The organism is Streptomyces sp. NPDC048270, assembly GCF_040652335.1.
GTDB lineage: Bacteria > Actinomycetota > Actinomycetes > Streptomycetales > Streptomycetaceae > Streptomyces.
This window is the reverse complement of the sequence record NZ_JBEZLV010000014.1, coordinates 1-13,640: the sequence shown is the minus strand read 5'-3', so window position 1 is coordinate 13,640 and position 13,640 is coordinate 1. Positions and strand designations below refer to the sequence as shown.

Sequence of the window (13,640 nt, the reverse complement as noted above, 5' to 3'; positions counted from 1 at the left end):
GCACCCGGCCGCAGCGCGTCCTGCCCTGCCCCGCACCCCCGCCACCCGCGCGGGGGGTGTCCGGCATGACCGCCTCTCCCGGTACGGACCGGCCCTCCGCCTCGGCGGACCTCCCGGACCTGGCCGGGCTGCGGCGGCGCACCACCGGGGTGCTCATCGCCGGCCAGGTGCTCGGCGGGCTCGGCGTGCCCATCAGCATCGCCCTGGCCCCCGTGCTCGCCGCCGAGGTCAGCGGCACCGAGGCGCTGTCCGGCCTCGCCTCCACCGCTGCGGTGATCGGCACCGCCCTGGTGTCGCTGCCGCTCGCCGCCCTGATGACCGCGCGCGGCCGCCGCCCCGGGCTGGTCGTGGCCTACCTGATCGGCGCCGTCGGCGCGGGCCTCGTCGTCCTCGCCGCGACGGTCAAGAGCTTCCCGCTGCTGATGATCGGCATGGCCGCCTTCGGTGCCGCCTCCTCGGCCAACCTCCAGTCCCGGTTCGCCGCCGCCGACCTCGCCGCCCCGGACCGCCGGGCCCGTTCGATCTCCGTCGTCGTGTGGGCGTCCACGTTCGGCGCGGTGCTCGGCCCCAACCTCTCCGCGCCCGCCAGCCGCAGCTTCGCGGGGACCTCCATACCCCAGACGGCGGGGCCCTTCGTGTGGGCGGCCGCCGTCTTCCTCCTCACCGCCGCGCTGATCGCGGTGCTCCTGCGCCCGGATCCCCTGCTGACGGCCCGTGCGCTGGCCCCGCCCGAGGAGCAGACCCGCGAGGGGCGCTCGCTGCGCGCCGGTTTCGCCGCCGTCAAGGCCTCCCCCCGGGCCCGGCTCGCACTGGTCACGGTGGCCGTGTCGCACACCACCATGGTCTCGATCATGGTGATGACCCCGGTGGACCTGGGCCACCACGGCGCGGGGCTGGAGCTCATCGGCCTGGTGATCAGCGGTCACATCGCCGGCATGTTCGCCTTCTCCCCCGTCATGGGCTGGCTCGCGGACCGCCTGGGGCGGCTCTCGGTGATCGGCCTCGCGGCCGGTCTGCTCTCGGTCGCCGCCCTGCTCGCCGGCACGGCCGGGCCGCACCACGGACAGAGCGCGGCGGGCCTCTTCCTGCTAGGCCTGGGCTGGTCGGCCGGGATGGTGGCCGGGTCGGCGCTGCTGACCGACTCGGTGCCGCAGCCCGCGCGGGCCGCCGTACAGGGGCTGAGCGACCTGACGATGAACACGGCCGCGGGCGTGGGCGGTGCGGCCGCCGGCCTGGTCATGGCCCAGGCGGGCTACGGCTGGCTGAACGCCGTCGGCGCCTGTCTGCTGCTGCCGATGGCGGCGCTCGCACTGTTCACCGCGCGCCGCCATCCCGCGCCCGCGAAGGGCGGCGTCAGTAGGTGATGTGGTAGGCCTTGCGCAGCGTCTCGTGCACGGTCCAAGTGGTCTTGTCGCCCTCCCGGAGCACGCAGGCGGTGCCGGGGCCGACCTCCAGGGTCCCGCCGCCCTCGACCTCGATGGTGGCGCGGCCGCTGACCACCACGAACAGCTCGTCGGCCTCGGTGTCGGTGACCACGCCCGGGGTGATCTGCCAGATCCCGCGCACCTGACTGCCGTCGGGCGACTCCCAGAGCACCTTGCCGGTCACGACCGGCTCGCCGGAGAGGATCTGCCCGGGGTCGAGTTCCTCGGCCTCCAGCTCGGCGTCCGGGACGTCCGCGACGGAGACGGCGAAGGAGGCGGGGGCGCTGTGATCACTGGTGCTCATGACCCGCGAGCCTAATCCGGCCGGACCGCCCCGCGGGGTGGCCAGACCGTCCAGCGCGGCCGGGGCCGACGAGTCACCCTGTCCAGTGGTCCGCCGCGCGGTCCGCTTGGCCAGCGCAGTCCGTGCGTTCCGTGCGTTCCGTGCGGTGCGCGCAGGAGCGTTACTCGGACAGGTTGTGACGGCTGGGGCGGGAGCGCGTTTGGGGGCGTGAATCCGGTGCCATGGATGGGGACATGTCACAGCACACAGCAACTGCATCCCCGTCCGGCGGGCCCGTCCTCTCGGAAGAGGTGCGCGAGGCGCTCGCCCGGCACCGGCCGGTCGTGGCGCTGGAGTCGACGATCATCGCGCACGGGCTGCCGCGGCCCCGCAATCTGGCGGTGGGCCTCGAACTGGAGGACCTGGTCCGCTCGGAAGGGGCGGTTCCGGCAACGATCGCCGTCATCGACGGGGTGCCGCACGCCGGCCTGGACAAGGCCCAGCTGGAGCGGATCGCGGGCGGCGACGGCGTACGCAAGCTCGGCCACCGGGATCTGGCGCCCGCGATGGCGGCGGGGGCCACGGGCGCGACGACGGTGTCCGGCACGGCCTTCCTGGCCGCCCGGGCGGGCCTGCGGGTCTTCGCCACGGGCGGGCTGGGCGGCGTACACCGCGAATGGGCGCAGGCCCAGGACGAGTCGGCCGACCTGTCCCTGCTGGCGCGGACGCGGATCACGGTGGTGTGCGCGGGGGTGAAGTCGATCCTCGACGTGCCGGCCACGCTGCAGCGGCTGGAGACGCTGGGCGTGGGCGTGCTCGGCTACCGGACGCAGCGGTTCCCCGGCTTCTACCTGGCCGATTCGGGGGAGCCGGTGGACTGGACGGTGGAGGGGCCGGAGGAGATCGCGGCGGTGATGGCCGCTCAGGACGCCCTGGGCGGCCCGGAGGCGGCCCTGCTCGTGGCCCAGCCCGTGGCGGAGGCGGAGCAGCTGGATCCGCAGCTGCACGACCGGGTGCTGGCCGAGGCGCTCGCCGAGTGCCGCGAGCGGGGGATCACGGGGCAGGCGGTGACGCCGTTCCTGCTGGGGTTCCTGGTGCGGGCGACGGGCGGGGCCTCGCTCGAGGCGAACCTGGCGGCGGTACGGGGGAACGTGCGGCTCGGGGCCAGGATCGCGGGGGCCTGGGCGGCGCGGGCATGACCCGCCCGGAACCGGTCGGTCCGGGCGCCCTGCTGGTCGTCGGGGACGTGGTCACCGACGTGGTGGCGGTCCATCCGGAACCGCTCGCCCCGGCCACCGACACGGCGGCCCGGATCCGGACGCTGCCGGGCGGCGCCGGGGCGAACGCGGCCTGCTGGGCGGCCCGTACGGGGGCCGCGGAGGTACGGCTGCTCGCGCGGGTGGGAACCGAGTCCGCGCGGTGGCACGAGCGGGCGCTGCTGGACGCGGGGGTGCGGCCGCGGCTCGTGGTCGACCGGGAGGAGCCGACCGGGACGGTGGTGGCGCTGGTCGGCAAGGACGCGGAGCGGACCTTCCTGACCGACAGCGGCGCGGCGCTGCGGCTGTGCCCCGCCGACTGGACGCCTTCCCTGCTGGACGGGGTCGCCCATCTGCACCTGTCCGGGTACCTGTTCTTCGCCGACAGCAGCCGGGAGCTGGCCCTGCTCGCGCTGCGGGCGGCCCGGGCCCGGGGGGTGCCGGTGAGCGTGGACCCGGCCTCGGCCGGGTTCCTGGCCGGGCTGGGACCGCAGCGGTTCCTCGATGCCGTGGCGGGGGTCTGCGTCCTGCTGCCCAACGAGGACGAGGCCCGCCTGCTGGCCGGCCTGCCGGAGCCCGCGGGGGTGGCCGCGGCCGCGGCGCGGCTGAGCCGGCACATACCGCTGGTGGTGGTGACCCGGGGATCGGCGGGGGCGCTGGTGGCCGAGCGGGGCCGGATCACCGCCGAGGTCACGGCGGAGCCGGCCGAGGCGGTGGACTCCACGGGCGCGGGCGACGCCTTCACCGGCGGCTTCCTCGCGGCCCGGCTGGCGGGGGCGGACCCTGCGGAGGCCGCCCGGGCCGGCTGCCGGACCGCGGCCCTGGCGGTGGCCCGGTTGGGCGGGAGGCCTTGAGGGGGCCGGGGACTCCCGACCACTGCCGGCCGGCTCGCGACCGCTGCCGGCCGATTGCCTACCGCTGCCGGCCGGCTGCCTATCGCGCGCGGATGCCCGTCCAGGCGGGATGGCGGGGGTCGTCCGCCCGGACCACGGCGTCGGCGGCGGAGGCCGGGTCCGTGTCGGCCTCGTAGCGCGCGAAGGCCGGCAGCGTCCAGCGCGCGGACTCCTCGGTACGGCGGGCGAGCGCGCCCGGGGAGAGCCGGATGTGCACGCTCAGGTCGAAGGGGAACCAGTGGCCCAGCAGCAGCGGGCCGTGCACCACCAGCACGCCGCCGGGCGGGAGCGCGGTGTACGGGCTGCGCGTGGCCCGGTCGCTCACCGGGTCCCAGAGGTCGGGCAGCACCCGCCCGGTGCCGCCGGGGTCGGTCGGGCCGAACACCTCCCGCCAGAGCGCGGCCGTGTCGTACCAGCCGCCGAGGTAGGAGTCCACGTCCTCGCGGCCGAACTCGAAGCGGAGGGAGGCGGGCCGCAGGAAGCCCTCGGCCGCCACCACCAGGACCGGCCGGCCGCGCAGGCGCAGTACGTCGGCCAGGTGCTCCGCGAGGACACCGGTCCCGGCGGCGGGGGCTCCGTCGATGCCCACCCGCCGCCAACCGCCCTGCTCGGGGGCGGTGGTGCCGGTGGTGCCGGCGGGCTCGGCGGTGGTGCCGGGGTCGTCGAGGTGACCGGCGAGCCGCTCGGCCATCCGCTGCCATGTGATCGCTTCCAGCTGCACGAGCCCATTGTCAGTGGTGGGCCGTAGCTTTTTTCACGAGGGATCACCGGCAGAACAGGAGCCGGTGGCCCGGCCTTTGGGGAGGGGTCTGTCATGGCTCGGGAGACGACGTATCTGGAGCTGTCGCAGGACGACGGCGCCGCGCACAAGTTCTACGAGGTGACGGTGGACGGCACCGCCGTCTCCGTGCGGTACGGGCGCATCGGCGCGGACGGCCAGCTGCAGAGCTCCTCGTTCCCGACGGCGGACAAGGCCCGGGCGGCGGCCGCGAAGAAGATCGGGGAGAAGATCCGCAAGGGGTACGCCCCGGCCGTGCGCGGCGGGCGGGCCGCCCGGTCGGTGACGCGGCGCCAGGTCACGTCGGCTCCGTCGACGGCGCGCGCCGCGGCTCCGGTGCTGTGGCGGTTCCGGACGGGTTCCTCGGCCTTCGGGATCCATGTGGACGAGGACCGCTGCTGGGTCGGCAACCAGGCGGGGGACGTCTACACGCTGAGCCACGGCGGGGAGGTGCTGGCCCGGTACTCGCTGCCGGACGGGGTGAAGTGCCTGGTGGCGGACGAGTTCTGGATATACGCGGGCTGTGACGACGGCACGGTGTACGACCTGTCGTCGAAGGTGCCGTTCGGGGCCTACGACATAGCGGCCGATGTGGACATCTTCTGGCTCGACATCCGCGAGGGCGTGCTGAACGTGTCCGATGCGAGCGGCGGCCTGACGGTCATCGACCATGAGGACGAGTTCCAGTGGTCGCGGCGCTCGGACGGCTCGAACGCCTGGATGGTCCGGGCGGACGCGGACGCGGTCTACCACGGGCACAGCCAGGGGGTCACGGCCTACGCCCCGGACGGCGGGCGGCAGTTGTGGCACACCGCCACCAACGGGTCGGTGCTGTTCGGCTGGCAGGAGGACCACGCGGTGTACGCGGGCACCGGGCGCAACACCGTGCAGCGGCTGTCGAAGGCGACCGGCGCGGTGGAGGCCTCCTACCGGTGCGACGCGGCGGTGTACTCGTGCGCGACCTCGCCGGACGGCAGGCACGTCTTCGCCGGCGACCTGGCCTCCTCGGTGTACTGCTTCGACGCGGACGGGCGGCGGCTGTGGAAGCTGGGCACGGGCAGCGGGTCCGCGCTGTCGATGCAGTACCACGAGGGGCGGCTGTACCTGGTGACCACGGACGGCTCGCTGGTCTGTGTGGACGCGAGCGAGCAGGCGATAGCCGCGGCCCAGCAGGGCTCGGTGCCGGCGCCGGTGGACGTGAAGTCGGCGGCCGCGCTGCCCGTGTTCACCCCCGCCGCGTCGGCGGCGGCGGTCGCCACCGTCTCGGTGGCTTCGGCTCCGGCGGGCGGTGTGGTGGTGGAGTGCGTCCAGCAGGGCGGCCGGGTGCGGGTGCAGGTGGTCTCGGGAGGCTTCGAGCCTTCCTGGAACGTGCAGTTCCCCCGCGGCATCCGGGAGCCCGGCGCCCGGTACGTGGTGGACGGGCTGCACGCGGCCTCGGGAGGCTTCTACCGGGTGCGCGGGGAGATACGCCGGCTGGTGTGAGGATCACCCGGGCGGTACGGGTTCACCGGCGTGCTCCCGGCAGACGGCCGGTGTGACGCCGTGCGGGGCCGGGGTGGGTATGGAGAAGGGGGTTCCCGGGGGGAGCGCCGGGGTCACGTGGAGCACGACCGGTTCGCTGCCGAGGTTGTGGCCCAGGTGGATGTGCCGGATCCCCGCCGGCTCCACGAAGGCGGTCCCGGCCCGGTGCACCACGACCGTGCGGTCGTTGAGGACCCGGGTCAGGGTCCCGGCGAGGACGACCGCGTCCAGCCGCACCCGGTGGTAGTGCCAGCCGGTGCAGCCGCCCGGCGGTATGACGATCTTGCGGCCTGCCGGGGCCGCTGGGATGCGCGCCCTTGCCGTCCGGACCGTCGTCTGCCGACCACCCATGTGCCCTCCTCGGTGGACCAGCTGCCGTCCACGGGCTCACGGTAGAAGGACCGCGTGGCATCGAGGAAGAGTTGGTGAAACACCAACCGTCCTTCTCCGGCAGGTGATATGAGCCCCCTGCGGCGGTATCACCCCTGTATGAGCCTGGTGGTGTTCGAGTCCGGTAAGCAGATCCACTGCGCGGAGTGCCGGCAGGGGCCGCTCCGCCACCTCGTGCGCGAGGCCGGGGTGCCGCGCTGCCTGGACTGCGCCGATCTCGGACATCTGGTCTACCTCCCGCGCGGGGACGCGGCGCTCACCCGCCGCTCCCGCGAGGGGAGTGCGCTGTCCGCCGTCGTCGTCCGCTTCCACCGGCGCCGCCGCCGTTACGAGCGCCAGGGGGTCCTCGTCGAGGAGGCCGCCCTGGCCCGCGCCGAGCGGGCGTGTCTCGCGGACGCCGAGGCGCGGGCCAGGCGCCGGGAGCGCGACCGGCTGCGCCGCGCCGCCGAGGACACCCGGTTCACGGCCGCCTTCGCCGCCGAGATAGTCCGCCTGTTTCCCGGCTGCCCGGCCGACCGGGCGGTGGCCATCGCCACGCACGCCTCGGTGCGCGGCAGCGGCCGGGTGGGCCGCAGCGCGGCCGGCCGCGCGCTGGACGAACTCGCCGTCTCCTACGCGGTGCGCGCGGCCGTGCGGCACACCGACACCGAGTACGACGCGCTGCTGATGGCGGGGGTCCCGCGGTTCGCGGCCCGGGCGCGGCTGGCGGCACGGATCGACGCCGTCCTGGACAGCTGGCGCCCCGTACCGCCCGCCCGCGGTCCTAGCGCGTGAGGCCGAAGCGGCGGTAGAGGAGTACGCCGCCGAGGAGGAGCGCTCCGCCGCCCGGGAGGAGGTAGCCGACGGCGTCCGCGCCGGTGTGGGCCAGGGCCTCGGAGTGCCGCGGTGGCGCGGGCTGCGTCACCGGCTGCTCGGCTACCGGCGGTTGGGCGGGGGGCTGGACGGGCGGCTGGACCGGGGGCCGGACGGGCGGGTTGGTGTGGGGCACCTCGCCGTTGACCGAGGTGTTGCCGGTGGAGCTGTTGCCCACGCCGACGACGTTCACCGAGTTGCCGCTGAGGTTCACCGGCAGGTCGACGGGGAGCTGGAGCCCGTTGCCGGACAGCACCCCCGGTGAATCCTTTCCGCGCCCATCGGCGAGGGCTCCGCCGCCATTGCCCGTGCCCTGTTTCGACGGGTGCGAGGGCTTCGGCTGCGGATGGTCCTCGTTGACACAGCGGTTCCCGGCGGCCGAGTTGAGCAGGCCGACCACGCTCACGGTGTTCCCGCACGCGTTCACCGGTACGTGCACCGGCAATTGGGCCAGGTTCCCGGAGAGCAGCCCCGGAGAGCGCTCGGTGCGGCCACCGGCGTCCGCGTCGGCGTAGGCGAATCCGCCCGCACCCGCGACCGCCAGCCCGCCTCCCGCAACCACCGCCGCGATCAAGCCATTCCGACGACTGTGACGCATCAGTTTCCCTGCCTTCCGGAGGAGTCCGCGGGTGTTCGCCCCGCACCGGAACAACGCGCTGAACCCGTTCGGGTTATAGAGGGGGTAGGCATTTCACCCCATCGTGTACTGGGTAGTGCCTACTTCATGACGCATCGCCCACTGCTCCTCCTCGACGTGGACGGCCCTCTCAACCCCTTCCGGTCCCCCTTCGCGGGCCTGCGCGGCTACCGGAGCCACCGGATGCGGCCGGACGTCTGGCTCTCCTACCGCGATCCGGAATCCCGCAGCGCCCGCCGCGGCGCCCGGGTCCGCCTGCACCCCTCCCACGGCGGCCGGCTGCTGGCGCTGCCCTTCGAGCTCACCTGGGCCACGGCCTGGACGCACCAGGCCAACACGATGATCGCCCCGCACATCGGGCTGCCCGGCGATCTTCCCGTCGTCGAATGGCCGGAACTGTTCGCCCAGGACCCGGACGGCCTTTCATGGAAGACCCGCCCCCTCGTCGACTGGGCGGCGGGCCGTCCCTTCGCCTGGGTCGACGACATGATCAACCCGCGGGACCGCGCCTGGGTCACCGCCCACCACCCGTCCCCGGCCCTGCTCCTGCGCATCCACCCCCGCCACGGCCTCCGGGACCGCGACTTCGCCACCCTCAGCCGCTGGGCTCGCGAAGTGGCGCCCTGATCCCGCCGTCCACCCGCCGCACCGCCGCATCGGCACATCGCCGCACCGCCGCACCGCCGCACCGGCACATCGACGCATCGGCGCCGACGGCATGATCACCAACGGTTCCCGGCCTCCGGGTCACCCTGGCCGCGGCTCTGGCCGGGCCGCGCGAGCGCCGTGACCGGGTCCGGGGACGGGCGGCCCGTGGGCCACCAGTCGGCGTCGTCCGGACGGGACTCGTATGCGTACCAGAGGCCGTCGCGGCCGAGGCGGAGCTGGCGGGTCCCGGACGTGAGGCGGTTGCGGTCGGGGCGGAAGGAGCCCTGACCGGCGGCCAGGAGCGCCGGACGGGCCCGGTCGAAGGGGCCGGCCGGCGGGTCCCAGGGCTCTTCGAGGGCGGCGAGGGCCGCCCGGCCGCCCTCCCGCCAGGCCGCGGCGGCCCGGGCGAGGTCGGTGGTGGTGCGGCCGGTTTCGCGGGCCAGGTCGCGGTAGAGGGTACGGGCGCCCCCGGTGAGCCCGGCCGTGGGGTGCGCCGAGGCCAGCCGGACGGCGTCCTGCCACAGGCCGAGCCCGTCGATCGGGTCCTCGGCGGTGGTCAGGATGGCGAGGGCGCGGGCCGCGGCGTCGGAGGCGAGCTGGTCCAGGGCGAGCGGGTCCGGGGCCGCGGGGTCGGCCGGGTATGCGGGCGGCAGGCCCGCGGCGGCGGGAGCGGTCAGCGGCGCCGGCAGCGGCGGCAGGCCGGTGCGGGCCAGCGCCGCCCTGGCCGGGACGCCCGGGAAGCCGGGCGTGGCGTCGGGCTGTTCCCGGGCGGCGTGGGCGGCGTTGCGCCGGGCCAGCTCGTCGAGCAGTTCCCGCTCGCCGCGGCCGCGCAGGAGCAGCAGGACGAAAGGGTCCTCGTCGAGCAGCCGGGCCGCCCGGTAGCAGAGGGCCGCCGCGTGCTTGCAGGGCGGACGGGCGGTGTCCGGGCAGGAGCAGCGCGGGAGGAGCTCGCCCGCGCCGGGCAGCACCGTCCCCGCGAGCGACTGCGGGACCTCCCGCTCCAGCAGGGCGGCGAGGGCCGCGGGATCGGCCGCGACCTCCTCCAGCAGTGCGTCCCACTCCGCGTCCGCGAAGGAGGGCAGCGCCAGCTCGGTGCGGTACGGGCGCGGCCGGCTGCCCCGCACGTACGCCACGATCCGGCCCGGGGTGATGGTGACCGCGTCGACGTGGCCCTCGGCGGCATACGCCCGGCCCCGGGAAAGCCGGGCCGGGTCGCGGGAGACCTGCTCCAGCGCCGACACCCAGGCGCGGCCCCACCAGCTGACCGCCTGCGCCCCCGCGGGCACGGTCTCGAAGGTGCGGCGGCGGTCGTCCCGTGCGGTGATCATGCGGGCCTCCGCAGGGAGACGAGGTCGGCCAGTTCCCGGTCGGTCAGCTCGGTCAGCGCCGCCTCGCCGGAGCCCAGGACGGCCTCGGCCAGGGCCCGCTTGGCTTCCAGCATCTCGGCGATCCGGTCCTCCACGGTGCCCTCGGCGATGATCCGGTGCACCTGGACGGGCTGGGTCTGGCCGATCCGGTAGGCGCGGTCGGTGGCCTGCTCCTCGACGGCCGGGTTCCACCAGCGGTCGAAGTGGATGACATGGCCGGCCCGGGTGAGGTTCAGCCCGGTGCCCGCCGCCTTCAACGAGAGCAGGAACACCGGGACTTCGCCCGCCTGGAACCGGTCGACGAGCTCCTCGCGGCGCGGCACCGGCGTCCCGCCGTGCAGCAGCTGGTGGGAGATCCCCCGGGTCGCCAGGTGCCGCTCGATGAGCCGGGCCATCGTCACGTACTGGGTGAAGACCAGCACCGAGCCGCCCTCGGCCAGGATCGTGTCCAACAGCTCGTCCAGCAGCGCCAGTTTGCCCGAGCGGTGCGGGATCCTCGGCTCCGCCTCCTTCAGGTACTGCGCCGGGTGGTTGCAGATCTGCTTGAGCGAGGCCAGCAGCTTCATGATCATGCCGCGCCGCTCGATGCCCTCGCTCGACCCGATCACGGCCATCGCCTCGTCCACCGCGGCCTGGTACAGCGAGGCCTGCTCACGGGTCAGCGAGACGGGGTGGTCGGTCTCCGTCTTCGGCGGCAGCTCGGGCGCGATACCGGGGTCGGACTTCTTGCGGCGCAGCAGGAACGGCCGGACCAGCGCCGCGAGCCGGGCCACGGCCGCCTCGTTGCCGCCGTCCTCCTCCTGCTGGTGCTCCACCGGCCGGGCGTGGCGGGCCCGGAAGGCGGTGAGCGGGCCCAGCAGCCCCGGCGTGGTCCAGTCGAGCAGCGCCCACAGCTCGGAGAGGTTGTTCTCCACCGGGGTGCCCGTCAGCGCCACCCGGGCCGGCGCCGGGATCGTGCGCAGTGCCCTGGCGGTCGCCGAATGGGGGTTCTTGACGTGCTGGGCCTCATCGGCGACGACCATGCCCCAGCTCTGCCCGGCGAGCAGGGGGGCGCTGGCGCGCATCGTCCCGTACGTGGTGAGGACGAAGCCCCCGGCGAGGTCGGTCAGGTGGCGGCTGCCGCCGTGGAAGCGGCGCACGGGCGTGCCGGGGGCGAACCTCTCGATCTCCCGCTGCCAGTTGCCCAGCAGGGACGCCGGACAGACCACGAGCGTCGGCTCGGGGCGGTCGCGGTGCAGGTGGAGGGCGATCAGGGTGACGGTCTTGCCCAGGCCCATGTCGTCGGCGAGGCAGCCGCCGAGGCCCAGGGAGGTCATCAGGTCCAGCCAGGCCAGGCCGCGGGCCTGGTAGTCGCGCAGGGTGGCCTTGAGCGCGGCCGGCTGCGGCAGCGGGGCCAACTCCCCCGTCAGGCGCTCCCGCAGGGCGGCCAGCGCCCCCACCGCGACCGCCTCGACCGGCTCCCCGTCGACCTCGGCCGTCCCCGACAGCACGGTCGCCAGCGCGTCCACCGGGTCCAGCAGGCCGAGCTCCCGCTTGCGCGCCTTGCGCACCAGCTCGGGATCCACCCGCACCCACTGGTCGCGCAGCCGCACCACCGGCCGGTGGGCCTGCGCGAGGGCGTCCATCTCCCCCGGCGTGAGCCGGTCCCCGCCCAGCGCCAGCTCCCAGGAGAAGGCGAAGAGGTGCTCGGCGTCGAAGAAGGCGGTGCCGTCGGTCGCGGAACCGGGTGCGGTGGACCGGACGACGGCGGTCGCGGACAGCGTACGGGCCAGCTCGCGCGGCCAGTGGACCAGGACTCCGGCGGCCGCCAGCCGGTTCGCGGCGGTGCCCAGCAGGCCTTCGAGCTCCGGATCCGACAGGGCCAGCGCGTCGGGCACCGGCTGGTCGAGCAGGCGCAGCAGGGGCGGCCACACCCGGGCGGCACGGCGCAGCGCGAGCACCGCGTCGATCCGCGCCCGGGGGCCGAAACCGGCGGCCGCCGTGCCCGCCCACAGCTGTCCGGCGTCGGTGACCAGGGTCGGGTCGGCGAGGCTGTGCACCTGGACCACGGCGGCCCCGGCGCGCCGCACGTCCTCGGCTTCGGCCTCGTCGAAGAGGCGGAAGGAGGAAAGGTCCAGGCGCAGCGAGATTCCGACGCCGGTGTCCGCTCCGGCGGCGACCTGCGCGGCCCAGTCCCGTATCCGGGGAACGTGCTGCGGCTCCCGGGCGGCGAACGGCCGGCCGGCGGCCACGGCTGCGGCCGGGGTGCGGGGCAGGCTGTCGGCGACGGCGTCCAGGAAGGCCCGGACCAGCGCCTCCGGTTCGGGCAGGTGCAGCGGGCGGCGCCCGGCGAGGGGCGACGCGTACCCCTCGTACGGCAGTGCGGCGGCGACCGCGCGCAGGTGGCCGACATCGGCGGCGTCGAGCGGCCCGGCCCGCCAGGCGTCGACGCCCTCGGGGGTGAGCCCGGGCAGCAGCCGGCCGCGGGCGACCAGGGTCAGCGCCTGGGTGGCGGCGGTGCCCCAGGCGCGGGTGGCGGGGTGCGCGGCGGGGCTGCGGGGCGCCCGCGCGAGCAGGGGCAGGGCGGCGGTGACGGAGAGGGCCAGGGCGGGCACGGTCCGGCTGCGGACCCCGTCGCCGTGCGGGCGGACCACGGTCATCGTCGTCTCCGCGGCCGCCTCGGGCAGGGCGGACGGCTCGGGCAGGGCGTCCCCGTCGGGCGCCCAGAACACCACGCGCCCTTCGCGGGGGACCGCGGCGGGCAGGAAGACGGCGGCATGGCGCAGCAGTGCGTGCGGTGTCATGGCCTGGCCCCTCCCCGGTCGGTACGGATGTCCTGTCCACCGAGTCTAGGTGCGGCCACTGACAACACCCCTGACCTGGGCATTCGGGCGGCGGTCAGCGGGCCCAGCGGCCCTGTTCCACCGCGTAGCCGTACACGGGACGGCCCGTGGCCGCGCTGGTGCGCAGCGGCCGGCCGTCGTCGTCCACGCGCAGCGTGCCGGACCCGGACGGTCCGGTCCAGCGCAGGTCCAGCGACCAGTCGCAGTCGCACCCCGTGGTGGCGGCTTCGACCCGCAGGACGACGGGCTCCGCGGCCGAGACGCGCATCGGGAACGCGGGGGCCGGGAGGACACTCGCGGCGTCGCCCCCGGTGTCGCTGCCGGCCACGGGCCGCAGGACGGGACGCGGCGCGTCCAGGTTCACCGTGAAGGCCGCCGGGGTGAGCGCCCCGCCGCAGCCCTGGGACATCTGGTAGACGTTCCAGGCCGGCGGGGTGCGCCGGGCTGCCACCCGCACCTCCAGGTCCTCCAGGACCACGCTGCCGGTGCCCGTGCCGTGCAGGGTGATCTCCACGATCTGGGTCCCTGCGTGCACGGCGCGCCGCGCCGCGGCCCAGGCGGGCGCGTCCGCCTCCACCGGCGGCGGGGGCACGGCGCCGGGGCCCGGCTCGGCCAGGTAGGCGTGGTCACAGCCGAAGGCCCACACGTGCGAACGCACCGCCGCGGTGAGCGGAGCCGCGGTCGGCGTCGGCGACGGCGGGCCCGGGGGGGGGGGCGCGGGCGGGGCGGGCGGCGCGGGGCGGGAGGGGGGGGCCCCCGGCCCCCCGGC

13 protein-coding genes are annotated in these 13,640 nt (G+C 75.7%); 6 read left to right on the top strand and 7 right to left on the bottom strand.

The window, feature by feature from the left end; all coding sequences use genetic code 11:
* Positions 1 to 65: 65 nt before the first annotated feature.
* Entirely contained in the window at positions 66 to 1,364 is a 1,299-nt protein-coding gene (locus tag AB0D66_RS14845; RefSeq protein ID WP_362302058.1) for an MFS transporter, read from the top strand.
* On the opposite strand, the gene AB0D66_RS14840 is transcribed toward AB0D66_RS14845, so the two are convergent.
* A complete protein-coding gene (locus AB0D66_RS14840; RefSeq protein WP_362302056.1) occupies positions 1,354 to 1,728 on the bottom strand; it encodes a cupin domain-containing protein in 375 nt (124 codons plus the stop codon). The two genes, AB0D66_RS14845 and AB0D66_RS14840, sit on opposite strands and share 11 nt — an antisense overlap.
* 233 nt (positions 1,729 to 1,961) lie before the next feature.
* Here AB0D66_RS14840 and AB0D66_RS14835 point away from each other — a divergent pair, with 233 nt between their 5' ends.
* Complete coding sequence (locus AB0D66_RS14835) at positions 1,962 to 2,906, top strand: pseudouridine-5'-phosphate glycosidase (RefSeq protein WP_362302053.1); 945 nt, start codon at positions 1,962 to 1,964, stop codon at positions 2,904 to 2,906.
* Positions 2,903 to 3,817, top strand: coding sequence for a PfkB family carbohydrate kinase (locus AB0D66_RS14830; RefSeq protein WP_362302051.1), 915 nt, complete (start codon positions 2,903 to 2,905; stop codon positions 3,815 to 3,817). Before AB0D66_RS14835 ends, AB0D66_RS14830 begins: the two co-directional genes overlap by 4 nt.
* Before the next feature lie 79 nt (positions 3,818 to 3,896).
* Here the strand turns inward: AB0D66_RS14830 and AB0D66_RS14825 are convergent, their stop codons facing one another.
* Positions 3,897 to 4,577 (bottom strand): uridine kinase, encoded by a 681-nt coding sequence (locus tag AB0D66_RS14825; protein WP_362302048.1) that lies wholly within the window; start codon positions 4,575 to 4,577, stop codon positions 3,897 to 3,899.
* 93 nt (positions 4,578 to 4,670) lie between these two features.
* Here AB0D66_RS14825 and AB0D66_RS14820 point away from each other — a divergent pair, with 93 nt between their 5' ends.
* Positions 4,671 to 6,116, top strand: a complete 1,446-nt coding sequence (locus tag AB0D66_RS14820; RefSeq protein ID WP_362302045.1) for a WGR domain-containing protein — start codon at positions 4,671 to 4,673, stop codon at positions 6,114 to 6,116.
* A 3-nt stretch (positions 6,117 to 6,119) separates the two neighbouring features.
* Here AB0D66_RS14820 and AB0D66_RS14815 read toward each other — a convergent pair whose 3' ends face one another.
* A complete protein-coding gene (locus AB0D66_RS14815; RefSeq protein ID WP_362302043.1) occupies positions 6,120 to 6,506 on the bottom strand; it encodes a cupin domain-containing protein in 387 nt (128 codons plus the stop codon).
* 138 nt (positions 6,507 to 6,644) lie between these two features.
* Between AB0D66_RS14815 and AB0D66_RS14810 the strand changes: the two genes are divergently transcribed.
* Positions 6,645 to 7,319: a DUF2293 domain-containing protein gene (locus tag AB0D66_RS14810; protein WP_362302040.1), complete on the top strand. Its 675-nt coding sequence runs from the start codon at positions 6,645 to 6,647 to the stop codon at positions 7,317 to 7,319.
* Here AB0D66_RS14810 and AB0D66_RS14805 read toward each other — a convergent pair.
* Positions 7,309 to 7,959: a chaplin gene (locus tag AB0D66_RS14805; RefSeq protein ID WP_362302037.1), complete on the bottom strand. Its 651-nt coding sequence runs from the start codon at positions 7,957 to 7,959 to the stop codon at positions 7,309 to 7,311. The two genes, AB0D66_RS14810 and AB0D66_RS14805, sit on opposite strands and share 11 nt — an antisense overlap.
* Positions 7,960 to 8,121: 162 nt before the next feature.
* Between AB0D66_RS14805 and AB0D66_RS14800 the strand changes: the two genes are divergently transcribed.
* Positions 8,122 to 8,661, top strand: coding sequence for a hypothetical protein (locus tag AB0D66_RS14800; RefSeq protein WP_362302034.1), 540 nt, complete (start codon positions 8,122 to 8,124; stop codon positions 8,659 to 8,661).
* Between the two features lie 95 nt (positions 8,662 to 8,756).
* On the opposite strand, the gene AB0D66_RS14795 is transcribed toward AB0D66_RS14800, so the two are convergent.
* From AB0D66_RS14795 to AB0D66_RS14785, 3 genes are all read right to left on the bottom strand, one after another.
* On the bottom strand, positions 8,757 to 10,010 hold the full coding sequence (locus tag AB0D66_RS14795) for an SWIM zinc finger family protein (RefSeq protein WP_362302032.1): 1,254 nt from the start codon (positions 10,008 to 10,010) through the stop codon (positions 8,757 to 8,759).
* Positions 10,007 to 12,832 carry an SNF2-related protein gene (locus AB0D66_RS14790; protein ID WP_362302029.1) on the bottom strand — a complete coding sequence of 942 codons (2,826 nt, stop codon included), beginning with the start codon at positions 12,830 to 12,832 and terminating at the stop codon, positions 10,007 to 10,009. Before AB0D66_RS14790 ends, AB0D66_RS14795 begins: the two co-directional genes overlap by 4 nt.
* Before the next feature lie 94 nt (positions 12,833 to 12,926).
* Positions 12,927 to 13,529 (bottom strand): hypothetical protein, encoded by a 603-nt coding sequence (locus tag AB0D66_RS14785; protein WP_362302026.1) that lies wholly within the window; start codon positions 13,527 to 13,529, stop codon positions 12,927 to 12,929.
* Between the last annotated feature and the right edge of the window lie 111 nt (positions 13,530 to 13,640).

What these genes read in the sequence shown, in the direction of transcription:
- AB0D66_RS14845 (WP_362302058.1), top strand. Translation starts at nt 66, where the DNA reads ATGACCGCCTCTCCCGGTACGGACCGGCCCTCCGCCTCGGCGGACCTC.
- AB0D66_RS14840 (WP_362302056.1), bottom strand. Translation starts at nt 1,728, where the DNA reads ATGAGCACCAGTGATCACAGCGCCCCCGCCTCCTTCGCCGTCTCCGTC.
- AB0D66_RS14835 (WP_362302053.1), top strand. Translation starts at nt 1,962, where the DNA reads ATGTCACAGCACACAGCAACTGCATCCCCGTCCGGCGGGCCCGTCCTC.
- AB0D66_RS14830 (WP_362302051.1), top strand. Translation starts at nt 2,903, where the DNA reads ATGACCCGCCCGGAACCGGTCGGTCCGGGCGCCCTGCTGGTCGTCGGG.
- AB0D66_RS14820 (WP_362302045.1), top strand. Translation starts at nt 4,671, where the DNA reads ATGGCTCGGGAGACGACGTATCTGGAGCTGTCGCAGGACGACGGCGCC.
- AB0D66_RS14815 (WP_362302043.1), bottom strand. Translation starts at nt 6,506, where the DNA reads ATGGGTGGTCGGCAGACGACGGTCCGGACGGCAAGGGCGCGCATCCCA.
- AB0D66_RS14810 (WP_362302040.1), top strand. Translation starts at nt 6,645, where the DNA reads ATGAGCCTGGTGGTGTTCGAGTCCGGTAAGCAGATCCACTGCGCGGAG.
- AB0D66_RS14800 (WP_362302034.1), top strand. Translation starts at nt 8,122, where the DNA reads ATGACGCATCGCCCACTGCTCCTCCTCGACGTGGACGGCCCTCTCAAC.
- AB0D66_RS14795 (WP_362302032.1), bottom strand. Translation starts at nt 10,010, where the DNA reads ATGATCACCGCACGGGACGACCGCCGCCGCACCTTCGAGACCGTGCCC.
- AB0D66_RS14790 (WP_362302029.1), bottom strand. Translation starts at nt 12,832, where the DNA reads ATGACACCGCACGCACTGCTGCGCCATGCCGCCGTCTTCCTGCCCGCC.